Origin of the sequence: Sphingobacterium sp. LZ11T8 (assembly GCF_024261425.1) — a bacterium.
In the GTDB taxonomy this organism is placed as follows: Bacteria; Bacteroidota; Bacteroidia; order Sphingobacteriales; family Sphingobacteriaceae; genus Sphingobacterium.
The window spans coordinates 20,260-41,495 of record NZ_JANBZY010000010.1 but is presented as its reverse complement, the minus strand read 5'-3'; the positions used below and the strand labels follow the sequence as shown (position 1 = coordinate 41,495).

Annotated in this window: 17 protein-coding genes; 5 read left to right on the top strand and 12 right to left on the bottom strand. The window is 39.2% G+C overall.

The features are described from left to right. Position 1: 1 nt before the first annotated feature. Positions 2–1,735, bottom strand: a complete 1,734-nt coding sequence (locus NLF99_RS18155; protein ID WP_185211870.1) for a GMC family oxidoreductase — start codon at positions 1,733–1,735, stop codon at positions 2–4. 589 nt (positions 1,736–2,324) lie between these two features. Next, on the bottom strand, positions 2,325–3,950 hold the full coding sequence (locus NLF99_RS18150) for an ABC-F family ATP-binding cassette domain-containing protein (protein ID WP_185211869.1): 1,626 nt from the start codon (positions 3,948–3,950) through the stop codon (positions 2,325–2,327). Between the two features lie 226 nt (positions 3,951–4,176). On the opposite strand from NLF99_RS18150, the gene NLF99_RS18145 reads away from it, so the two are divergent. Next, positions 4,177–4,551, top strand: coding sequence for a PEGA domain-containing protein (locus tag NLF99_RS18145; RefSeq protein ID WP_254529953.1), 375 nt, complete (start codon positions 4,177–4,179; stop codon positions 4,549–4,551). A gap of 50 nt (positions 4,552–4,601) precedes the next feature. Here NLF99_RS18145 and NLF99_RS18140 read toward each other — a convergent pair whose 3' ends face one another. Beyond that, positions 4,602–5,558 carry a hypothetical protein gene (locus NLF99_RS18140; RefSeq protein ID WP_254529951.1) on the bottom strand — a complete coding sequence of 319 codons (957 nt, stop codon included), beginning with the start codon at positions 5,556–5,558 and terminating at the stop codon, positions 4,602–4,604. Between the two features lie 223 nt (positions 5,559–5,781). On the opposite strand from NLF99_RS18140, the gene NLF99_RS18135 reads away from it, so the two are divergent. Together NLF99_RS18135 and NLF99_RS18130 are read left to right on the top strand one after the other, a co-directional pair. Further along, positions 5,782–7,233 carry a sodium:alanine symporter family protein gene (locus NLF99_RS18135; RefSeq protein WP_254529949.1) on the top strand — a complete coding sequence of 484 codons (1,452 nt, stop codon included), beginning with the start codon at positions 5,782–5,784 and terminating at the stop codon, positions 7,231–7,233. A gap of 357 nt (positions 7,234–7,590) precedes the next feature. Next, the gene (locus NLF99_RS18130) at positions 7,591–8,916 is read left to right on the top strand and encodes a Na+/H+ antiporter NhaC family protein (protein ID WP_254529948.1); all 1,326 of its coding nucleotides are present in this window, start codon (positions 7,591–7,593) and stop codon (positions 8,914–8,916) included. Between the two features lie 16 nt (positions 8,917–8,932). On the opposite strand, the gene NLF99_RS18125 is transcribed toward NLF99_RS18130, so the two are convergent. From NLF99_RS18125 to NLF99_RS18095, 7 genes are all read right to left on the bottom strand, one after another. Then, positions 8,933–9,649, bottom strand: coding sequence for an AAA family ATPase (locus NLF99_RS18125; RefSeq protein WP_254529945.1), 717 nt, complete (start codon positions 9,647–9,649; stop codon positions 8,933–8,935). A gap of 93 nt (positions 9,650–9,742) precedes the next feature. Continuing rightward, on the bottom strand, positions 9,743–13,390 hold the full coding sequence (locus NLF99_RS18120) for a M1 family aminopeptidase (RefSeq protein ID WP_254529943.1): 3,648 nt from the start codon (positions 13,388–13,390) through the stop codon (positions 9,743–9,745). Next, entirely contained in the window at positions 13,383–14,267 is an 885-nt protein-coding gene (locus NLF99_RS18115) for an ABC transporter ATP-binding protein (RefSeq protein WP_254529941.1), read from the bottom strand. Before NLF99_RS18115 ends, NLF99_RS18120 begins: the two co-directional genes overlap by 8 nt. Before the next feature lie 269 nt (positions 14,268–14,536). Next, the gene (locus tag NLF99_RS18110; RefSeq protein WP_185211861.1) at positions 14,537–15,337 is read right to left on the bottom strand and encodes a M48 family metallopeptidase; all 801 of its coding nucleotides are present in this window, start codon (positions 15,335–15,337) and stop codon (positions 14,537–14,539) included. A gap of 74 nt (positions 15,338–15,411) precedes the next feature. Beyond that, positions 15,412–16,062 carry a glycerol-3-phosphate 1-O-acyltransferase PlsY gene (gene plsY / locus NLF99_RS18105; protein ID WP_185211860.1) on the bottom strand — a complete coding sequence of 217 codons (651 nt, stop codon included), beginning with the start codon at positions 16,060–16,062 and terminating at the stop codon, positions 15,412–15,414. 13 nt (positions 16,063–16,075) lie between these two features. Next, positions 16,076–16,933 carry a carboxylating nicotinate-nucleotide diphosphorylase gene (gene nadC / locus NLF99_RS18100; protein ID WP_254529939.1) on the bottom strand — a complete coding sequence of 286 codons (858 nt, stop codon included), beginning with the start codon at positions 16,931–16,933 and terminating at the stop codon, positions 16,076–16,078. 72 nt (positions 16,934–17,005) lie between these two features. Continuing rightward, positions 17,006–17,419, bottom strand: coding sequence for a DUF4783 domain-containing protein (locus tag NLF99_RS18095; RefSeq protein ID WP_185211858.1), 414 nt, complete (start codon positions 17,417–17,419; stop codon positions 17,006–17,008). Positions 17,420–17,610: 191 nt separating this feature from the next. Between NLF99_RS18095 and gpmI the strand changes: the two genes are divergently transcribed. Together gpmI and NLF99_RS18085 are read left to right on the top strand one after the other, a co-directional pair. Next, on the top strand, positions 17,611–19,146 hold the full coding sequence (gpmI, locus tag NLF99_RS18090; protein ID WP_254529937.1) for a 2,3-bisphosphoglycerate-independent phosphoglycerate mutase: 1,536 nt from the start codon (positions 17,611–17,613) through the stop codon (positions 19,144–19,146). After that, positions 19,130–19,690 carry a hypothetical protein gene (locus NLF99_RS18085; protein WP_254529935.1) on the top strand — a complete coding sequence of 187 codons (561 nt, stop codon included), beginning with the start codon at positions 19,130–19,132 and terminating at the stop codon, positions 19,688–19,690. The genes gpmI and NLF99_RS18085 overlap by 17 nt, the downstream gene beginning before the upstream one ends. Before the next feature lie 102 nt (positions 19,691–19,792). On the opposite strand, the gene NLF99_RS18080 is transcribed toward NLF99_RS18085, so the two are convergent. After that, positions 19,793–20,326 (bottom strand): adenine phosphoribosyltransferase, encoded by a 534-nt coding sequence (locus NLF99_RS18080; protein WP_254529933.1) that lies wholly within the window; start codon positions 20,324–20,326, stop codon positions 19,793–19,795. 5 nt (positions 20,327–20,331) lie between these two features. After that, complete coding sequence (locus NLF99_RS18075) at positions 20,332–21,234, bottom strand: helix-hairpin-helix domain-containing protein (RefSeq protein ID WP_254529931.1); 903 nt, start codon at positions 21,232–21,234, stop codon at positions 20,332–20,334. Positions 21,235–21,236: the final 2 nt, after the last annotated feature.

The window sequence follows — 21,236 nt, the reverse complement described above, 5'->3', positions numbered from 1 at the left end:
GTTATGCTAATTTTTTGTTTTCTTCTAAAATATATTCTGCTGTGCGCATCGACAAGGCCAAGATGGTCCAAGTCAAGTTTTTATCGCCCTGTTGAACAAATGGTCCAGCATCCACCACATATACATTCTTACAGTCATGCGCCTGCCCCCATTTATTCAAAACTGAAGACTTAGGGTCATTCCCCATTCTGGTTGTTCCGCCTTCATGGATGATCTTTCCTGGAGCCTCTAGACCATATAAGGTATCAGCACCTGGAATATTGGAGGTAATGATTGCTCCCATCTCATGCATGATCGATTGGAAAGTATCTTGCATATGCTTCGCCTGTGCAATTTCCTCATTGGCCCATTTATAATGGAACCGCAAAACTGGAATACCAAACTTATCGACCTTGCTTGGATCAATTTCACAATAGTTGTCTTTCCTCGCCAAAGCTGTACCCCGACCTGCCATTCCCACGTTTGCCCCGTAGAAACGACGGTAATCGTTTTTCAGCCCTGCGCCATAACCTCCCATATCTTTTTTAGCACCATCTGCTCCTGGAACCATTCCGTTTACATTAGGTACCCAGTTCATAAACCCGTAGGATGGCATATGTAAACCGCCACCATACTCAATATGATAACCTCTAGGGAAATTCAATTTCTTATTGTCTTCCCACCAAGGAGAATAGATATGCACACTTCCGGTACCATCTTCGTTATAGCGTTTTCTATCCAAAAGTTCAGGGATAAATCCGCCTAAGCTTGCTCCTGTAGAGTCATGTAAATATTTCCCAACAAGTCCACTGCTGTTTCCAATTCCACCTGGATGCGCCTTAGATTTTGAATTCAACAAGAGTCTGGCACTTTCACAGGCACTTGCACCAAGGATCACTTTCTTGCCTTTTACGGAATACTCCTGAAGGTCTGTAGTGTTCACGTATGACACTCCTATTGCCAATCCTTCGTCATTGGTCAACACCTCACGAACCATGGCATTGTCAATCACTTTCAAATTACCGGTCTTCATTGCGGGAATAACCAAACATGAAGAAGAGGAGAAATCCCCGTATACCTTACATGATCGACCACATTGCCCACAATAGAAACAGGTTCCCCTACCCTTAATTTCTGGTGACGCCTCTGTTAAAACCGCACCACGACCAGGAATAACAGGAACACCGGCTTTTTTAGCACCTTTATGAATGAACAATTCATTCAATCTTGGCTTAGGTGGTTTCATAAAGATTCCATCCGGTTCATTATGTATACCTTCTACCGTACCATAAATACCGATCATACGGTCTACACGGTCGTAATAAGGTTTAACCTCATCATAAGTAATAGGCCAGGCATCGGTAAGGCCATCTGTAGGTTGGAAGTCATCCGGCCCCATACGTAAGGAAATCCTTCCCCAGTGATTGGTTCTTCCACCTAACATCCTTGCACGGAACCATTCAAATTCTGTTCCTGCCACTTTGCTATAAGGCTCTCCTTCTAATTGCCAACCGCCATAAGCCGCATCAAAATCACCAAAAGGCCTTGTGACACCTGCCCCACGTCGTGGAGACTCCCATGGCCAGCGCATTTGCAATGCATCCTTTGCAGGATCAAAAAATGGCCCCGCTTCAAGCATCAGGACTTTTAGCCCTGCATTTGCCAAAATATATCCAGCCATACCGCCGCCAGCTCCTGACCCCACTACAATGGCATCAAAAACCTCAGGGTTTTCTTTAATTTGAAAAACACTCATAAACTTTTGTGATCTTGATTTAAATTCGGTTTAAATGATAGCATATTCTTGCTTATACTATTTAGCAACACTAAATATAGCAATTCTATCGCCTATTCCAAGTATCAATGGATAAAATTTTTGATACGTATTGATCAATTATTTTTCCTAGATGAATATTTTTACCCATAAAAATCCAAGCGGGATTGGCTATTTTCCTGTCACAAATACAAGAATTCTATAGGGCAATTTATCCCGACCTTATTCAGGATTCATTCGAGACATATTCGGGAACCGTTCAAATATTTTTCCGATATGAATGCAAATTCCCTTTAAACATTTAGCGAATTTTCGGAATGTGTCTCGAATAAGGTCTAAATAAACCTTCAGTATAACATGGGGGGCAAGAATTTTGGCTACAAAAAAGATGTTGATGAAATGGGAACAAAAACGCCTAGGAAAACATTGAATTTTTCACCAAGGCTAATGAATGCTCCCCTTTATTGAAGCAAGATACAAAGTTTTAGGTAATCGTTTTTAAGACAGGCCTGCTCAACAAATAAAAAGGGACTGAATTTCTTCAGTCCCTAAAAAAAAATAAAAAAAATATTTATCGGTACATTTCTTCTCTTTGAGCTTTTACAGCTTCAGAATTAATGTATTCATCGTAAGTCATCAACTTATCAATAATGCCATTTGGCGTAAGTTCAATGATACGGTTAGCAACAGTTTGTGTCAACTCGTGATCTCGTGATGTAAACAGAACCGATCCTTTGAAATCATTGATACCGTTGTTCAATGCGGTAATCGATTCCAGGTCCAAGTGGTTGGTTGGTTCATCGAAAATCAAGAAGTTTGCCCCTTGAAGCATCATTCTAGAGAACATACAGCGCATTTTTTCACCTCCAGAAAGCACAGAACACTTCTTAAGTACTTCTTCTCCTGAGAAAAGCATCTTACCCAAGAAACCACGGATAAACTGCTCATCTGCATCAGGTTTAGTGGTATAATCTCTCAACCAGTCTACCAAGTTATCTGTTTTCCCTTCGAAGAATTCAGCATTATCGATTGGCATATCTGCAGGAGTAATGGTTACACCCCATTTAAATTCACCAACATAATCCTTATCACGTCCAGAAAGAACATCATAGAATGCAGAAGTGATCAAGTTATTCTCTGCTAATACAGCGATCTTATCACCTTTATTGACCATAAAGCTGATATTCTTGAAATATACTTCGCCATTTACGGTCTTGCCTAAATTTTCAACCGTCAGGATTTGATCCCCTGGATCTCTGTCCATCATATTGAACATAATCGCAGGATACTTTCTGTTTGATGGTTTGATATCCTCAATATTGATCTTGTCCAAAGCTTTCTTACGGGAAGTCGCCTGTTTGGATTTAGAAGCATTGGCTGAGAAGCGACGGATAAATTCCTGTAATTCCTTCACCTTATCTTCCATTTTCTTGTTTTGGTCAGCACGTTGTTTCAATGCCAATTGCGACGACTCATACCAGAACGTATAGTTACCGGAGTAGATAGTCATCTTACCAAAGTCGATATCGACGATATGGGTACAGACAGCATCTAAGAAGTGACGGTCGTGGGAAACAACCAATACGATCGCTTCATAGCTAGCAAGGAAGTCCTCTAACCAAGCGATGGTATTAATATCCAAGTCGTTGGTAGGCTCATCCAGGATTAAGATATCTGGATTACCAAATAAAGCCTGTGCCAAAAGGACACGAACTTTTTCATTACCATCCAACTCCTTAACTAATTTATAGTGAAGTTCTTCTTTAATTCCAAGGTTGCTCAGAAGGGTCGCTGCATTACTTTCAGCATTCCAACCATCCATCTCAGCAAAAAGGCTTTCCAATTCACCAGCTCTTTCACCATCAGCATCGGAGAAATCTTCTTTCATGTAGATTTCATCCTTTTCTTTCATCACCTTATATAGCTCTTGGTTACCCATCATTACCGTTTCGATAACAGAGAACTCATCAAATGCATAGTGGTTCTGATTTAATACAGACATCCTCTCCCCCGGAGTGAAGGCTACTGATCCAGAAGTAGGATCTACTTCTCCAGAGATAATTTTTAAAAAAGTCGATTTTCCGGCACCATTCGCTCCAATAATACCGTAACAGTTTCCAGGAGTGAACTTTAAGTTGACATCTTCGAATAGGACACGTTTGCCATAACGAAGAGATAAATTCGAAACGTTAATCATGTCGCAAAGATACAGTTATTTATTGAGTTTGGGAAGGTAGTAAGCTGTCCTTTTTATCCCTTGATTCTGCACAATTTTCTAGCAATAATCTTAGTTTCATTTTGTTTCATGAACAATACAAAACAGTAGGTTAATTTTCTTAAAAATATTTAATAAACACCCTTTAAACCTTTCAAACCAGATGTAGTCAATACGATATACTTTAACAATTATTAATTATTTTAACATGAAAGCAGTATTTTTAATTGCCCTAGCATCTATTGTTTTATTCACAAGCTCATGCGGAACTATTTTTACGGGGACCAAGCAAGATGTCTTGATCAAATCTTATCCCAGTGGTGCTAAAATCCAAGTGGACGGTGTAGATCGAGGTGTCACTCCTGCCACTGTTTCCTTGAAGAAAGGATTTAATGGTCCAGTCATTACGTTGACCAAGGACGGCTATGAGAACTACCAGTTCAATCCTGAAACTACTTTTAATACAGTTTCCATTTTAAACCTACTGGGCATGGTAGGTTGGGCCATTGATGCTGCAACTGGGGCAATGATGAAATATGACCCTAAATTCTATGAACTAGAATTGAAACCAGCAAATCAATAATTTTTAGATTTATCGAAAAAATGCCATGTTTTATTTAGCATGGCATTTTTTTATAGTCTTTCCAATTCAGCAGAGAGGGCTTTTAAATCCTGTTTCATCAAATTGATATTCGACTCCAACTGATCATACATATCTGCCCTGTTTTCCAACTGTTCGCTTGTATACTCTCCCCCTTCTCCAAAATAGAGTTCCAACATTTCTTTTTCAGATGATTTGGTAATTTGCCCGAAACTACTCCATTTCTGAACAATCTGTTCTCTTAGTGAAGTCTTGATCCCATTTTTAGGACTGGCGTAATTTAAATAATACCAAACTGCAGCGGGAAAGTTTTTCGAGGTTGCTGCCCCAAACCAGACATCCCTCAAGGCATTTCTTTTATGGAAAAAATCTGTCTTTTCATCATTCAACAACATCATCACCCCAAAGGTGGCCTCAGCAACACCCGTTGAGATACCAACGACATGGCTAGCCCCCTCATCCTTGACCACCCCTTCGGTCAAGATCGCACCCAAGGCACCGACTACGATGGCGGCAACAGTCAGTTTGGACTCTTTTCCCTGGATCTTTCCTTCGAGGTAATTGGCCACTTGGCTGGTCCGCTCCTCCTCACAGTCCATTTCAGAAGAAATGGCTGAAATTTCAAGTGAAGAGCTGTTGATCTTTTGATCGATAGCCTGTTTCAGTTCCAATAGTTCCAGTCTATAGCTGAGATCCTCAGGTTTAGGATTTTGTTTTAGCTCAGCATATTTAGAAACGGTCTTTAGAATACCTATGGCATTAGCCATATTTAGGCTACTGAAAGTCAATTTATTCGCCAACAATGGGGAGACGTTTTGTTCATGGAGAGGAATAGGAAGGCTATCTACCGCATATTCATACACATTTTGCTGAATGCAATTGCTATGGTGCAGTAGATCTCTAATTTCAATGTTTTTGACTGAAGCGCAGGAATTCAGGAAAATAATTCCGGAAAACAGAATGAATATGGAATTTAACCTTAACATCATATTTTGGAGCAAATAATAGTCGTGTAATAATTAGACAATATTCTAGCTTGAAATCCATAATTCCAAGGGAATTTGAAAATTTTCGTCAAATGACAAGCTATTAACCTCAGGTACTGCGGAAGAATTCTTCCGAAAATCTTCAAATAATTAATTTGTGAGATTTTCTAAAAAAACCTTTACTTTACACAATAATTAATGGCTAATAACTATTTAAACCAAATTAATGGATAATATTATCTCCTCGATCTCCAATCTAGTATGGAGTGAAGTTTTAATTTATTTGTGCTTATGCACAGGGCTTTACTTCTCCATTCGTACAGGATTCCTTCAAGTTACTTATTTAAAAGACATGCTAAGGTTGCTCTTCGCCAAGAAGAAATCAGATGAAGGCATCTCATCCTTTCAGGCCTTTGCCTTGGCAATTTCTGGTCGTGTCGGAACTGGAAATATCATTGGCGTAGCAACTGCAATATTCTATGGTGGCCCTGGTGCAGTATTCTGGATGTGGGTCATTGCCTTTTTAGGTTCAGCCTCAGCTTTCGTAGAAGCGACTTTAGGTCAATTGTACAAACAGAAAGAAGGCAATGAATTTAGAGGCGGTCCTGCTTTCTATATCGAAAAAGGACTAGGGGTTAAATGGTACGCAGCAATATTTGCTATTCTAACCATTGTAAGTGCTGGTTTACTGCTTCCCGGTGTGCAAAGTAATGCAATCGCTTCCTCAGCTTTCAACGCTTATCAAATTCCTCCTGCCTACACAGGAATTGCTATTGTAGGATTATTGGTCCTCATTATTTTCGGAGGAGTAAAACGTCTGGGTTCTGTAGCGGAGTTTGTTGTTCCATTTATGGCAGGTGGATATATCTTAATGACCTTAATTATCATTGGAATTAACTTCCAACAAATACCTGAAGTATTTGGACTTATCTTTAAAAGTGCTTTTAGTTTAGATGCGACTTTTGGAGGTATTATCGGTATGGCTATCGCTTGGGGGGTTAAGCGCGGAATCTACTCCAACGAAGCTGGACAAGGTACTGCTCCTCACGCAGCAGCAGCTGCCGATGTATCCCATCCTGCTCAACAAGGATTGGTTCAGGCATTTTCTGTATATGTGGACACCTTATTTGTCTGTACTGCAACTGCTTTGATGATCTTATTTACAGGAATGTACAATGTAACAAATGTGGATGCTGCAGGGCAACCGACCACACTGCTCGTGGAAAACTTACCCAATGTAGATTATAATGGATTTACCCAAGCCGCCGTATCCCATCATTTCCCTGGATTTGGAAATGGATTCGTCGCTATTGCGCTCTTCTTCTTTGCGTTTACAACGATTATGGCCTATTTCTATTATGCAGATACCAACGTAGCTTATCTCGTAAAAAGTGAGAAAACAAGAAAAATCCTCGGTTGGATATTTAAGATTGTTTTTTTAAGTACCGTTTATTTTGGAACAGTTAGAACAGCTGATACAGCATGGGCAATCGGTGATATCGGCGTAGGTTTAATGGCCTGGACCAACATTATTGCCATCTTATTATTGAGCAAACCCGCCATGAAGGTTTGGAAAGACTATAAAAGCAAAAGAAAACAAGGAATTGAAGATCCTTCCTTTGACCCTAAGGCTATCGGAATAAAAAATGCGGATTTCTGGGAAAACAAAGAGGATTAAAATACCAGTGATATGAACAAAAAAGCGAGATTTGATGGCGTTATCAAATCTCGCTTTTTTGTTAATGAATCCCGAAGCAGGTAGTAGCAAACACTAAAACGAATGCCACTAATAACAACAGAATTAAAGTTGTCAATGGGGTTCTTTTCATTTCAATTGTTTTATGTTTATTCTGGTGATTGTAACTAAAGTTACACATTATTTCCTATTAGCAAAGCATCAAGGCTTTGAAAATCAGTTTATATGGCTAAAAATATGTCCAAATATAGCTTCATAAGGGAATCTCTATCCATGAAAGGTTTGATTGTCTGAATAATATGCTAATTTTGGGAAATTTTTTTCATTTAATCTAAGTTTATGACTAAAGGCAATATTTGGGCCTTGTTACCACTCATCTTGTTTGTCGTGATTTACTTCGCAGGATCATTTATATTAGGTGATTTCTATGCCTTACCTGTTTTAGTAGTCTTTGTACTTTGTCTTTTCGTCGCCTTTTTTCAATTTCCTAAAAGAGCTTTTAATGAAAAATTAGCACATTTTGCGCAAGGAGCCGGAAATGAGAACATCTTGATCATGATCTTGATTTTCCTACTTGCTGGGGCATTCGGCGAAGTATCCAAAAATATAGGTGCCATCTCCTCCACCATCAACTTTGCCTTAACCTATATCCCTGCACAATATGTCATATCAGGTCTCTTTTTAGTTTCCTGTTTTATATCCACCTCATTAGGTACATCTGTTGGGACTATTGTAGCCCTTGCGCCTATTGCAGTTGGTTTGGATGAAAATATCAGTGGGATCATGCCTATTGCCTTGGCAGCGGTAATCGGAGGCTCCATGTTTGGAGATAACCTTTCCTTTATCTCCGATACCACCATTGCAGCCACCAGAACGCAGGGCGTCGGGATGAAAGAAAAATTTAAAGTGAATTATAAAATGGTGCTGCCGGTTGCTATTATCGTAATGATCATCTATGCATTCCAAGGCAACCAAATGCTACATGATAGCTCAAATATGAATGTAGGGGATTTTGAACTGATCAAAATCCTTCCATATGTCTTGGTCTTTATCCTCGCTTTATCGGGGCTAAACGTGATATGGACCTTAGGAATCGGTATTTTAAGTGCTGCAATCATTGGCTTGAGCACTGGTTCCATTGATTTCCTGACGGTTTTAAAATCCATTAATGATGGTTTTGCGGGCATGTTTGAATTAAGTATCCTTTGTTTGATCATCGGTGGTGTAGTTGGTATCATCAGGTTAAATGGAGGAATAGATTATTTATTGAATACGGTAACCAAACGCATTAATTCCAAGAAAAGGGCGGAGCTAAGCATCGCTTTTTTGGTTAGTTTGGTCAACCTAGCTATTGCTAATAACACGATCACCATTGTAATCGTAGGACCAATTGCAAAGGATATCTCAGATGAAAATGGTCTGGAAGGAAGTCGAGTTGCCAGTATATTGGATACGATTTCCTGTTTTATCCAAGGTTTAGTTCCTTATGGAGCGCAGATCCTTGCGGCAATGGCTGCGGCAAATGTGGTTCTTTCTGAAGAAGGAAGAGCATTACTTTCCCCGATTGATGTGATGCAATATTTGTATTATCCATTCTTGATGGGTATTGTGGCTTTCATGTTCATTATCTTCAGGAAGGAAAAACCACAGGTTCAGACGGCATAATCCTTAGACCATCCTATTACAACATCCTGCCTTTCATGTCCAATTTCTTGATCAGATTGGATTTTACGATGGCATATAAGCTATCTTTTGCTTCGGCAAAAGATATTCCATAGCGCCTGGATTTAGGATGTAGCTCATCAGGAAATCTCGCCAATAAGGCATCATAATATTCATCAAGTGCTGTTTGATCCGGCATTTCATATTGAATCCTGATCTGGAACCTTCTGATCAAGGCCGTATCGATAATGTTTACATGGTTGGTTGCACAGATCAGCAATACATCTGCTGGTAAATAGTCAATCTGCTGGATAATGGAATTGACCAAGCGACGCATTTCCCCAACATCATTATCATCGTCACCCCTCGCCTTACCCAATTGGTCAAATTCATCCAAAAACAATACGGCTTTATCTCGTGCTGCACGATCAAATACCTGCTTTACATTTTGGGAGGTTTCTCCTATCCTGGAGTTGATCACATTACTCAGGTTCAGGATAATCAGAGGTTTTCCAAGGCTGTTTGCTATGGCCTTGGCGGTGGTAGTTTTACCGCAACCTGAATGACCAAACAAGAGGACTTTATTACTGACTGGTAGACCGTACTCATTTAACTCTTCAAAATAGCGATGCTCTTTAATAAGCTGATCGATCTTTGAACGGTTTTCTTCACTCAAGAATACATCATCAAGTAATACAAGGTCTTTATCCTTAATAATAAGGTCCTGAATATTCATAATTTCCTACTACTGTTTAGACGGTAAAGATAAGGCTTAAATGGATATTTGCGGCAATAAAAAGCCGCTCAATTCAGTTGAGCGGCTTATTCATTAAACCTCTTTTCGGTTATTCCCGGAATCGGTATCCAATAACTTGTAATTCGGATCGACTCCAACCTCTACAGGCTTTTTATCTACAGTAATCTTAATATTATTATTGATCTTATCGATCTTTACTTTTTTCAGGTATAGTATATTATCTACTTTATACCCATTCTTTTCTACAGGTTCTCCTAACACAGCTACTTCCACATAATCTTTCAAAGGCAAGGATTGAATTGTTTTCTTGCCATTCTTGTGGGCTAATGCGGTTCCTTTCGTATCCTCATAGCTCTTTTTACCTAAAGGATCAGTTCTATATTTGGAAACCTGAAAATTAATATCTACTTCATATTTTCCGTTTGCCAGTTTTTTGACCTTGGCGTCCTTGACCTCATTGTCGTAGATTGTTACGGTTTCAAACATATCTTTGATCAAATATTGCAAGGAATCGGGAACCACAGGTCTAAGCATATTTACAAACTCAATAGAGGTGGTATATGGAGGGTTCTGGAATTTCACTTTATTGTTATAGCTTTTAAGGAATTCGTTGAACTTCTTTTCCCCCAGATAATCGCTCATCGCATACATCACCAAAGAACCTTTGTTATAATGGATATAGCCTTGGTTTTCATTGAACATGAGCGGATTTTCCCGAATCATTTCTTGAGATCTGCCCAATAGGTATTGGTCTAATGCATCTTTCAGGAACCTGAACATCTGTTCTTTCCCATAGGTATGTTCTAAGACTTTCAGCGAGCTGTATTCTGCTAACGACTCAGACATCATGGTTGTCCCTTGGGTATTGGCACCGATCACTTGATGGGCCCACCATTGATGGGCAAACTCATGGGCTATCACCGAATAAGGATAATCTACTGCATCTGGATCATCTTCATCCACTTTGGCAATGAAGCCAATACCTTCGGAAAATGGTACCGTATTAGCAAAAGCCTGCGCAAAGGTCCCCATTGCAACTGGAAACTCAATGACACGCATTTGATCGAATTGATAAGGTTCATAATTGGATTCATAATAATCCAAAGACTTCTTCATGGATGCCATCATCCTATCAAGGTTATACTCATGCCCCTTATGGTAATAGATCTCTAAATCCACTCCATTATGCTTTTCTTTTTTGGTTTCATAGCGAGCTGACATAAAAGAATAGAAATTCAAGATTGGCGTATTCATTTTATAATGGAAATACCGTTTATCTCCGCTTTTCCATTCTTTTTGCAAATAACCAGGAGCAATGGCAATCTGATCCAAGTTGGTGCTCACAATGGATTCATAATTGATCCAATCTGCATCATTGGAAATATAGTTGTTTCCTAGTTTGCTCGAATCTCTAGGGTCTGCCATTCTGTTTTTATCAGGAAGGCCATATTTCTTACGGACCCGATTATCGGAAAGCTCCGCAGCATTAGAATAACTTAGGGTTGGAAACATCATATTGTTCAGGAATGTCCCATTTTTCATTACAGGGGAACGATCAAACAAGAAACCGTTCTCCTTATTTTTAACGTTATAATCAATCCGCAAGGTATCACCTGGGTTTAAGGGTTTAGCTAAGGTATAGATATCAACTGCCAAAGCACTGTCTCTTAAGAACAACTTGGCATCCTGTTCGAATATTATTTCGATGTGGTTAGCATCGCTTTTATTCATGAAGATGGTATCTATAGGCTCCGTAGTTTTATTTAAATAGGTGAAAGAGGCCTCTGCTTTAAAACTTCTGTTTTTAGGATCTAAATCTAAAAGAACATATACATCAGTCAATCTAGGAATCGCCCTATCCTCATACTTTTTGTATTTCTTTTCATAATCGACTACCTGCAGCTCTCTTTCAAGAACACTGTAACGAGGCTGTTTTATATTATTTTCTACGTAGATGGCATAGCCTAAGCCAATAAAGCCAGCAAAAGCGAGCAGCATAGGAATGATCAATGCGGGTTTGGATCGCTTAAAGAAAAGACTGATTTTCTCTTTAAGATTGGAAACAATTCCACGTCTCCAGAACAGCAAGGTCAAGCCGAATAGTCCCAGTCCAAAAAGGATCCAATAAATTCGATAATAGATAAAATGGCGGATATCGGCATATCCATTCATGTCCGAATATCGGAACGAGGGTCCCTCCCCTGGTTTGAATATAGCTTGTTCGATTCCAATCTTGGTCAATAGCGGAATGGCAAAGAACAAAATCAAGCAAACAATAAATCCGATAAAATAATTCTTGAAGAAATTATGGATGAATAAGGACAATAAGATCAGGAAAAGGAACTTTAAAGGATACAGAATGAACAATTCATAGGCATAATGACCTAGCTCGAAGTTATAGAAACCTTTATAGGCCTGATATACAACACCATTGATCAAACAAACTAGTAGGACCAAGTACACTAATTTTAACATGGCCAATGCTTTTGAAAGTAATAGCACCCAGTTAGGAACTGCAGTGGCTTCAATCAAAAGAAACATATTGGTCTGTCTAGACCTTTGTATCAGCATACCAGCAAATAGGAAGATCATGATATTCAAAAAGAAGGTATAGATGCTCCCCATGGCGACGAGGACTTGCCAGGTTACCGGATAGGTATGGGTTCCAAACAATTCGCCGGAAACTGAAATCACGATCAAAACAAACAAAAAGGCTATGCAGAGTAGGATGATAAATGTCCAGTTCTTGATCAGGAATTTAAAATCGGCATTGGATAGGTTCCAGCTCAACTTGAGGTTAGCAAAGAAGCTATAGTCTTTTTTTACTGTTGGTAGTGCAATTTTTAAGATGCTTCCAAAGTTATCTTTAGTCATCCTTGCAGAATCTTTGGATTTCTTAAAGGAAATACCGAGCTGAGAGAAGCTGAACTTAAAGTACACCAATCCAAAAAACAAAAGTGAAATACCCATCCAGATCAACCTGTTATAGATCAAAACGCCCGAAATCGGTAATAGATTATGGTTCTGTTCATCTACACTCCAATAGCGGCTGTAGTATAGAATAGGTTCAAAACCGAATGGGTCTAACAAAGCTACCAGATACCGGTTGTCCACATTTTTAACTGCGGCATCAAATAGGGCTTGCAACAGGAACAAAATCAGGACGAAGACAAAACCCACATATATATTTCGGCTAAAGGTAACTAAGGCAAAAATAATGCTTCCAAAGAGTATAAAATTGGGAAGAATCGTAATCAAAAACCCATAGATATAGGCAGTCGGTTCATTGGGACCTAGTAACTCGGTATTAATCCCCGGAAGAAACTGACCTGAATAATAGCCTAATCCACAAATGAAGGCTATAATAGTTACGATCAGTAAAGAACTCAGGAATTTTGCCGAAAGGTAATTCAGCTTTTCAAGTGGATAGGAAAACAATAAGGTATGTACATTGTACAAATAATCCCGGTAAACGGAAGCACCGATGATCGTCGGCAACAAGAAGTAGATCAGGGTGGAAAAACTATTGAAAAAGCCTGCTATATTGATTGGAGAATTTATGTATAAGGGGGTAGAGGTCGTACTCGTCACCGCGTCAAATGCTCCTAAACTGGTAATCGTGGTAAAGAAAGCTAGACCAAAATAGATAAAACAATAAACATAGAACACTGGTTGCTTCAACCAACGCTTGATCTCGAAGAGAAAGATGGTCTTAAACATTTACCTTGTCACTCTTTAGGGTTACGAAATATACATCTTCAAGGATTGGCGTCGCTGGGCTAAAAGATTCATGTGGCAGCTGCTCAGCATGTACACGGATATTTAAGCTGTTATCTTGGTTGTAATTGGAAGAGATCACATTGTAGATGGAGTTTTCTTTCTCAAAATCAGCGCGATCTATTTTCTTTTTCCAGATCTTTCCAACTAAGCTATCGGTTCCTGCTTGCGTACTGCCACGAAATAGGACCTTACCTCCGTTCATAATTGCAAGTTCATGGCAAAGCTCACGGACATCATCGACGATATGCGTTGAAAAGATGACCGTATGTTGGGCACCTATCTCTCTCAGGACATTCAGGAAGCGATGTCTTTCTGCTGGGTCCAATCCGGCTGTAGGTTCATCGACAATGATTAATTTAGGGTCGTTGAGCAACATTTGGGCAATTCCGAATCGTTGCTTCATACCTCCTGAATAACCGCTTACGCTTTTGGTCCTGAAATCATAAAGATTTGTGATTTCTAAGGCGTTGGACACGATCTTCTTACGGTCCTGTTTATTGCTGATACCTTTCAATTCAGCGAAATAGTTCAGTAAATCTTCAGCTGACAGGTTGGGATAGACTCCAAACTCCTGTGGAAGGTAACCAAGGATGCGCCTCAAGGCATTGTTGTCTTTTAGTACATCTATATCTCCGAATTGAATGTTCCCGCTATCAGGGCTCTGAAGGGTCGCGATGGTACGCATGAGCGAAGATTTACCTGCTCCATTGGGTCCTAATAGCCCAAACATACCGGCTCCAATCTCTAAATTAACATTATCTAGTGCTTTAACACCGTTGTTATATGTCTTCGTTAAATTCGTAATCTTAAGTTCCATTTATAATTGTTTGATGTTTCTATTAATTAGTACGTATTTGTTAAAAAAAGTAACAGAAAAAATAAAATATTTTTTTTCGTTACTTTTTTTAAGACATGAGACTGTTAGACAGTTAGACATAAGACCTAAGGAAATGGACCAAAAATCAATGGTTCTGTAAGAATATAATGCCTAGTACCGAGATGCAAAGGTCTGATGTCTGATGTCTCTTAGTCTAAAACTGAGAAAGCCGACAATTTCTTGTCGGCTTTCTCAGTTTTATTTAATTTCTATTTTTTATAATACTTCATTGCTTCAGGAACCATTGCCTGCAATTGGCTGATACGTCTAGCATCACTAGGGTGAGTACTCAACCATTCTGGATTCCCACCTTTTTTGCCTTGCGACATTCTTTCCCAGAATGCTACAGCTTCTTGTGGGTTGTAACCTGCCATTGCCATCAAGATAAGACCAGCTTTATCAGCTGCTAATTCATCGTTTCTTGAGAATTTCAATGACCCTACTTGATAACCAATACCATAAATCTGGTTGAATAAACCAGTATATCTACTGTTACTGATCGTTCCGGCAGCATTTAATAATTGTGCTCCAAACTGAGCAGCCATTGCATTGGATACTTGAGACACTGAGTGCTCCTCAATTGCGTGAGCAATTTCATGCCCCATTACGGTAGCTAATCCGGCATCGTTCTTTGCGATTGGTAAGATACCTGTATAAACTGCAACTTTACCTCCTGGCATACACCAAGCATTCACTTGATCACTTTCAATCAGGTTGAATTCCCAGTTGAAATTGAATTTATCAGCAGCCCCAATCTGCCTCAAATATTCGTTTGTAGCAGCTGCAATTCTGTTACCCACGCGTTTTACTTGAGTAGCAGCAGCTGAACCGGTTTCAACTTTAGAGCTATTTTTACTTAAAAAATCTTTATATGCCAATGCAGCTTGATTATTGATAGTCTGAGAGTCTACCAATTTAAGATACTTTCGCCCGGTAATAGCGGAAGTGGCACAACCTACCAAAGTAGCTCCTAAAAGCAGCATGGAGGCGTATTTTGTTATTCGTTTCATAAGTGTTCTTGATTTAGTTTATCTAATACATTTAAATTATCTTGAAGTATTAAACAAAACTTGTACCCAAAAGTTTAATCCTGTGTTTTTTTCTTGAATAAATATATTTTGGATTCTTTGCCTTTGAGAAGTCTTTCAATGTTTTTTTGGTGAGTGACCAGAATGAGGGCACAAATAGCGATTCCATATAGGAGAATGGAAGGAACGGTCGTCTTAAAAATAAATGCTACACTAAATGGAAAGGCAAAGCCGGCCATAATGGAGCTCAAGGATACATAATGGGTAACTAGGAGTACGACGATGAAGACTGACACACATACCAGCGCTGCAGGCCAATGGATCGCTAGGACCATACCAAATAAGGTTGCAACACCTTTCCCTCCTCTAAACCCTGCGAAAATCGGAAATAAATGCCCTAATACAGCGATTACCCCCAAGGCCAACTGTACATTGACAAATTGAGGTGCATCATGGTTTCCTACAATCGTGGCATCTAATAAATATGGTAAATTAGTGGCTGTCCAGCCCTTTAAGATATCGACAAACATCACAATGGACCCCGCCTTTTTGCCTAATACACGAAAGGTATTGGTGGCACCGGCATTTCCACTTCCGTATTCACGTACATCTACTCCATAAAATGCCTGTCCAAACCATACCGCAGTAGGGATCGAACCGAAAAGATATGCTAATATGACAATTCCAACAAGGTATATTGATATCATTTACAGCAATTTACTAAATAAGTTTTGCTTTTAAGCTTAAATCCAGACTTTTGACCGAATGCGTTAATGCTCCAACAGAGATAAAATCTACACCGGTTTTCGCATATTCAGGAATCGTCTCTAAAGTGATCCCGCCAGAAGCTTCTGTAACCAATCTATCATCAACTAAATCAACAGCTTCCTTCACTTGTGCTGGACTGAAGTTATCTAACATAACACGATCAACAGCCGGAAGGTTTAGCACTTCATTTAATTCCTCAAAATTTCGGACTTCTACTTCAATAGCAATATCTAATTGGTTTTGTTTTTTGTAATCAAAAGCTGCATTCACCGCAGCGGAGATACCACCTGCATAATCCACATGATTATCCTTGATCAAGATCATATCATATAGACCGAAACGGTGGTTGGAACCTCCCCCAATTTCAACAGCTTTTTTCTCCAAAAACCTCAACAAGGGAGTTGTTTTACGGGTATCCAATACCTTTGCATGAGTTCCTGCAATGGCCTTCACATATTGAGCAGTTTGGGTAGCAATACCAGACATTCGCTGCATGATATTGAGAACCAAACGTTCTCCTTTAAGAATAGTATGGATTTTACCTTTAATTTTAAAGGCTATATCTCCGTATTTTACAGAGTCGCCATCAGCGATAAGCTGCGTAAATTCTATGGTTGGGTCAATTTGAGAAAATATTTCTTTAGCCACTTCTACCCCAGCAAGGACACCCTCCTCTTTGACTAATAATTGGGCTTCTCCTAATTGTTCTTCTTTTATCGTAGATAATGAGGTATAATCCCCTGCTCCTACATCTTCCACAAGGGCCTCTTGAACAAAATGTACTAGTTTATCTTTGAATTCTCTCTCCATTTACAATTTAAAATTAAGCGAAGATGAATAAAAATATATTTATATGGAAACTTAAATATGAAAAACTGAAGATTATTCTATCCGAAGTTCATTGATTTGGGCATCTCCCCCCGATTGAACTAACTTGACAAAAACACGGTAAGATCCTTGGTTTGTCTTGATTTGATAGACTATATAAAAACTGTTGTTACTGCTGTTAGTCCGCTGAACCTGTTTCACTTCGGAAGTTTTGGTCAAGCGAAAGAAATCACTCAGGATTACCTCAGCTTGGAACTTGGAATAATACCCCGAATCATTCTTGATGGATAAGGAAACATTCTGTCCAAAAAAGTTAGCAACATTCTTTGCGTTATTCGCTTTCAACGCCCCTAATATTTCTAATCCTACGTCAGATTGAAAACTACTGAACAATAGAAACGGCAAAAGCAGCATTGCAAAAGCAATCTGCCTTATTTTTTTCCAATAACCATTCCTCATTTCTATCATAATTGACTTGGAGTCAAAAGCAGCATATTATGCATGATAACAGCTACTAAACATTAAATTCATTTTCCGAGGAACATTCAGCGAAAATTATGCCAATCCTTGTTAAAAGTACATATTCACTATTTTGTTGCAATACAAACTATACAGCCCCATTCCTTAATATTTTTATGAATTATAAGTATATTTGTGTAATGAGTTCTGAAAATAAAAAAGTAGCACTACTGATCCTGGATGGACTAGGCTACGGAAAAAATGATAATTCAAACGCTGTAATAGCCGCTAACACTCCTTTTTTAGACTATTTGCTGTCAACCTATCCTAACTCCAAACTTGAAGCATCTGGCGAAGCCGTAGGTTTACCTGCAGGTCAAATGGGCAACTCTGAAGTTGGACACATGAACTTGGGTGCTGGTAGAATCGTATACCAAGAATTAGGACGGATCAACAAAGCCGCTCAAGAAGGTGTCTTCAAAATTGACCCTACAATACAAGCTGCTTTCAATTATGCAAAAACAAACAACAAAAAAGTACATTTCATCGGCTTATTGTCTGATGGAGGGGTACACGCACATATTGAACACTTAAAGGCTTTAACGGATGCTGCTCAGGATGCAAACCTTACTAATGAGCAAGTGTTTATCCATGCTTTCTTAGATGGTCGTGATACAGACCCGAACGGTGGTGTAGGCTATGTTACTGATCTTGACAATCACTTGAAACATTCAGTAGGAACAATTGCTTCCGCAATTGGTAGATACTATTCAATGGACCGTGATAATCGTTGGGAAAGAGTAAAACAAGCTTATGACTTATTGACCAAAGGTATCGGTATCCCTTCTAACAACCTTGTTGAGTCGATTGAGCAATCGTATAGCCAAGGTGTAACAGATGAATTCCTGAAACCAATCGTAATGGTGGATGCGAATGGACTTCCAAAAGCTACCATCCAAGAAGGTGATGTAGTTATCTGTTATAATTTCCGTACAGATCGTGGTCGTGAAATCACTGTTGCCCTCACGCAACAAGCATTTCCGGAATACGATATGCATCCACTGAACTTGTATTATGTGACCATGACTTCTTATGATGACACCTTTAAGGATGTGAAAGTGATCTTCCAAAAAGACAATCTAACACAGACTTTAGGAGAAACCTTGTCCTTACAACATAAAACACAGGTTAGGATTGCTGAAACTGAGAAATATCCACACGTTACGTTCTTTTTCTCGGGCGGTCGTGAAAACGAGTTTGAAGGTGAAAGAAGATTATTGATTCCTTCTCCTAAGGTTGCTACCTATGACTTACAACCTGAAATGAGTGCCAATATCATTGCCGACTCTATCTGTAAGGATATGGAAGAAAACGGTCCAGACTTCATCTGCCTCAACTTTGCAAACCCTGATATGGTAGGCCATACTGGAGTTTTTGAAGCGGTGGTAAAAGCAGTTGAAACGGTTGATGCTTGTACCAAGCGAGTGGTTAAAACTGGAATCAATAACGGTTATTCCTTTATTATTCTGGCAGACCACGGTAACTCTGAGTTCATGATCAATGAAGATGGCTCTGTAAACACGGCACATACAACCAACTTAGTTCCTTGTATCTTGATTGACAGTCAATTTAAAAACATTAAGGATGGTAAGCTTGGTGATGTTGCTCCAACCGTATTAGCACTGTTGAACTTGCCAATTCCTACCGAAATGACAGGAGATGTCCTTGTATATTAACATAAAAAATATTCAAATCTTGGCGGCAGTAATCATTACTGCTGCTTTTTCTAGTTGCAGCAATGGCAACCAAGTGAAGAAGGACCCTAGCAGTCCAGAAAAGTATTTTGACATCCCAGCCTTTTTCCAAAAGGAAATAGACTCTTTAGCATCCATAAACCCAGAAATCAATAAAACTGTTAAAAAGGACGACCAAGAGGAAACAAAAAATCTAAAGATCAAGGATTGGCAAATTGAGCTCTCAAGCTTTCAAGCCATAGACTTGAACAAACCAGCTTATGCTGGTTTTGTAAAAGTAGATTCCACTGACTCCTTAATCCAATATAGTTTCACTAATCCTGAGTTAGATCTATCCTGTGTTCGGATTAAATTAAACAAGGAAGGAAATGCAGAAATGATTTCTATAGAAAAGGAAGTAAGAAACACCTTGTATAAGACTTCTGAATTTCTAGTTTATGAAAAGGATAAATTTTATCTGGTTGAAAAGAATCAGCATGTAAAGGTTATGGGAGAAAATTATTACAAAGTCCAAGGCGAGTTTTAATGCGTCCAAACATAAAGGCTCGAAACAATACTGTTTCGAGCCTTTTTTTGTGTATAAGCGTCGTCTAATCCAATAACCCCATAAAGGGCTAGATTGTTTTAATTAATCCTCATAATGAACCAGCGAGATGATATTCTCGCTGAATCGGGTCAATCTGCCAGCACTTTGAAGGAAATCCAAACTGATCACAAAAGAATAACCTGTGATCACTCCGCCTAACTTTTCCACCAACTTACTTGCCGCAACTACTGTCCCGCCGGTAGCCAGCAGATCATCATGCATCAATACTTTGGTACCTTGTTGAATGGCATCCTCATGCATTTCTATCGTTGCCTGTCCGTACTCTAATTTATACGATTCAGAAATGGTATGGAAGGGCAATTTCCCTTGCTTACGAATGGGTAAAAAAGGTTTATTGAGCTCTTGTGCCAAAAGGAACCCGAATAAAAAGCCTCTGCTTTCAATTCCTGCAATGACATCAATCTCAATTCCTTCCAGTTTTTTCGCAAACTCCTGGACCGCTAGTTTTACTATCTCAGGCTGTTGCAATAATGGAGTAATATCTTTAAACACGATCCCTGGCTGCGGAAAATCAGGAATATCACGTATATAGGTCTTCAGTTGTTCTTCAATCATCGATGCTATCTAAAATCCAAATAAAGTTCAATTTTACGGAAAAATTCTTCATCCAACGAATGAACATCCCTTAAATCTTCCATGGATTTAAATGCACCGTGCTGTTTTCTATAATTGATGATTGTCTGTGCTCTTTTGAATTTAACGTAGGGATGTTTACCTAAATCATTTTGGCTAATATGGTTTATCGAAAGTCTTTTGACCAAGCTGGTATCAATCCTAAGGTAGGGTAAAATATTCTGATAGGTCTCTTCCGGTAGACCATAGACCTCTGCAAGCTGTTCCAGTTTAACATAACCGCCCAAAGCTTCCCTGAATCGAACTATTCGTCTAGAAAAGGCTGGCCCAATACCACTTAATTCCATAAACGCCAAACTATCCGAACTATTGACCTCTAGAATCCGATTCTCCTTTTTCGCAAACTCCTTTCTATCATACCTAGGAAATTTCTCCTTGTATTCCCTTCTTTTCAACTCAGGCATCCTCACAAAGGGCAATATCTCCTCTACTTTCTCATCGCTCAGCGAGTAAATTTTCCTCAGGTCTTCCCTGTCATAAAAGGTCCCACCCTTATTTCTGTAATTGATAATTACCTGAGCCTGTTTGCTGCTCAGACCTAGCCTCTGCCAACCTGCTTTATCCAAGGTATTCGGATCAAACAGAAACAATTCCGTCTTAGGCTTTTTCCTTAATTCAGGTCCCTTTTCTACATAAGATCCTTCCTCGTATTGAGGCTCTGCCCTTTCCGTTACATGGAAATGTTCAATTCGTAGGGTAATCTCTTTTTTAGGATAGAATATAGGAAGGAAGATATGGGCGAGAAAGAGCAGAAATAAGATACAGATCAAAAACAACATCCCTCTTTGCTCCTTTTGGGATAGTTGAAAGTACTCGGCAAGCTTTCGCATAT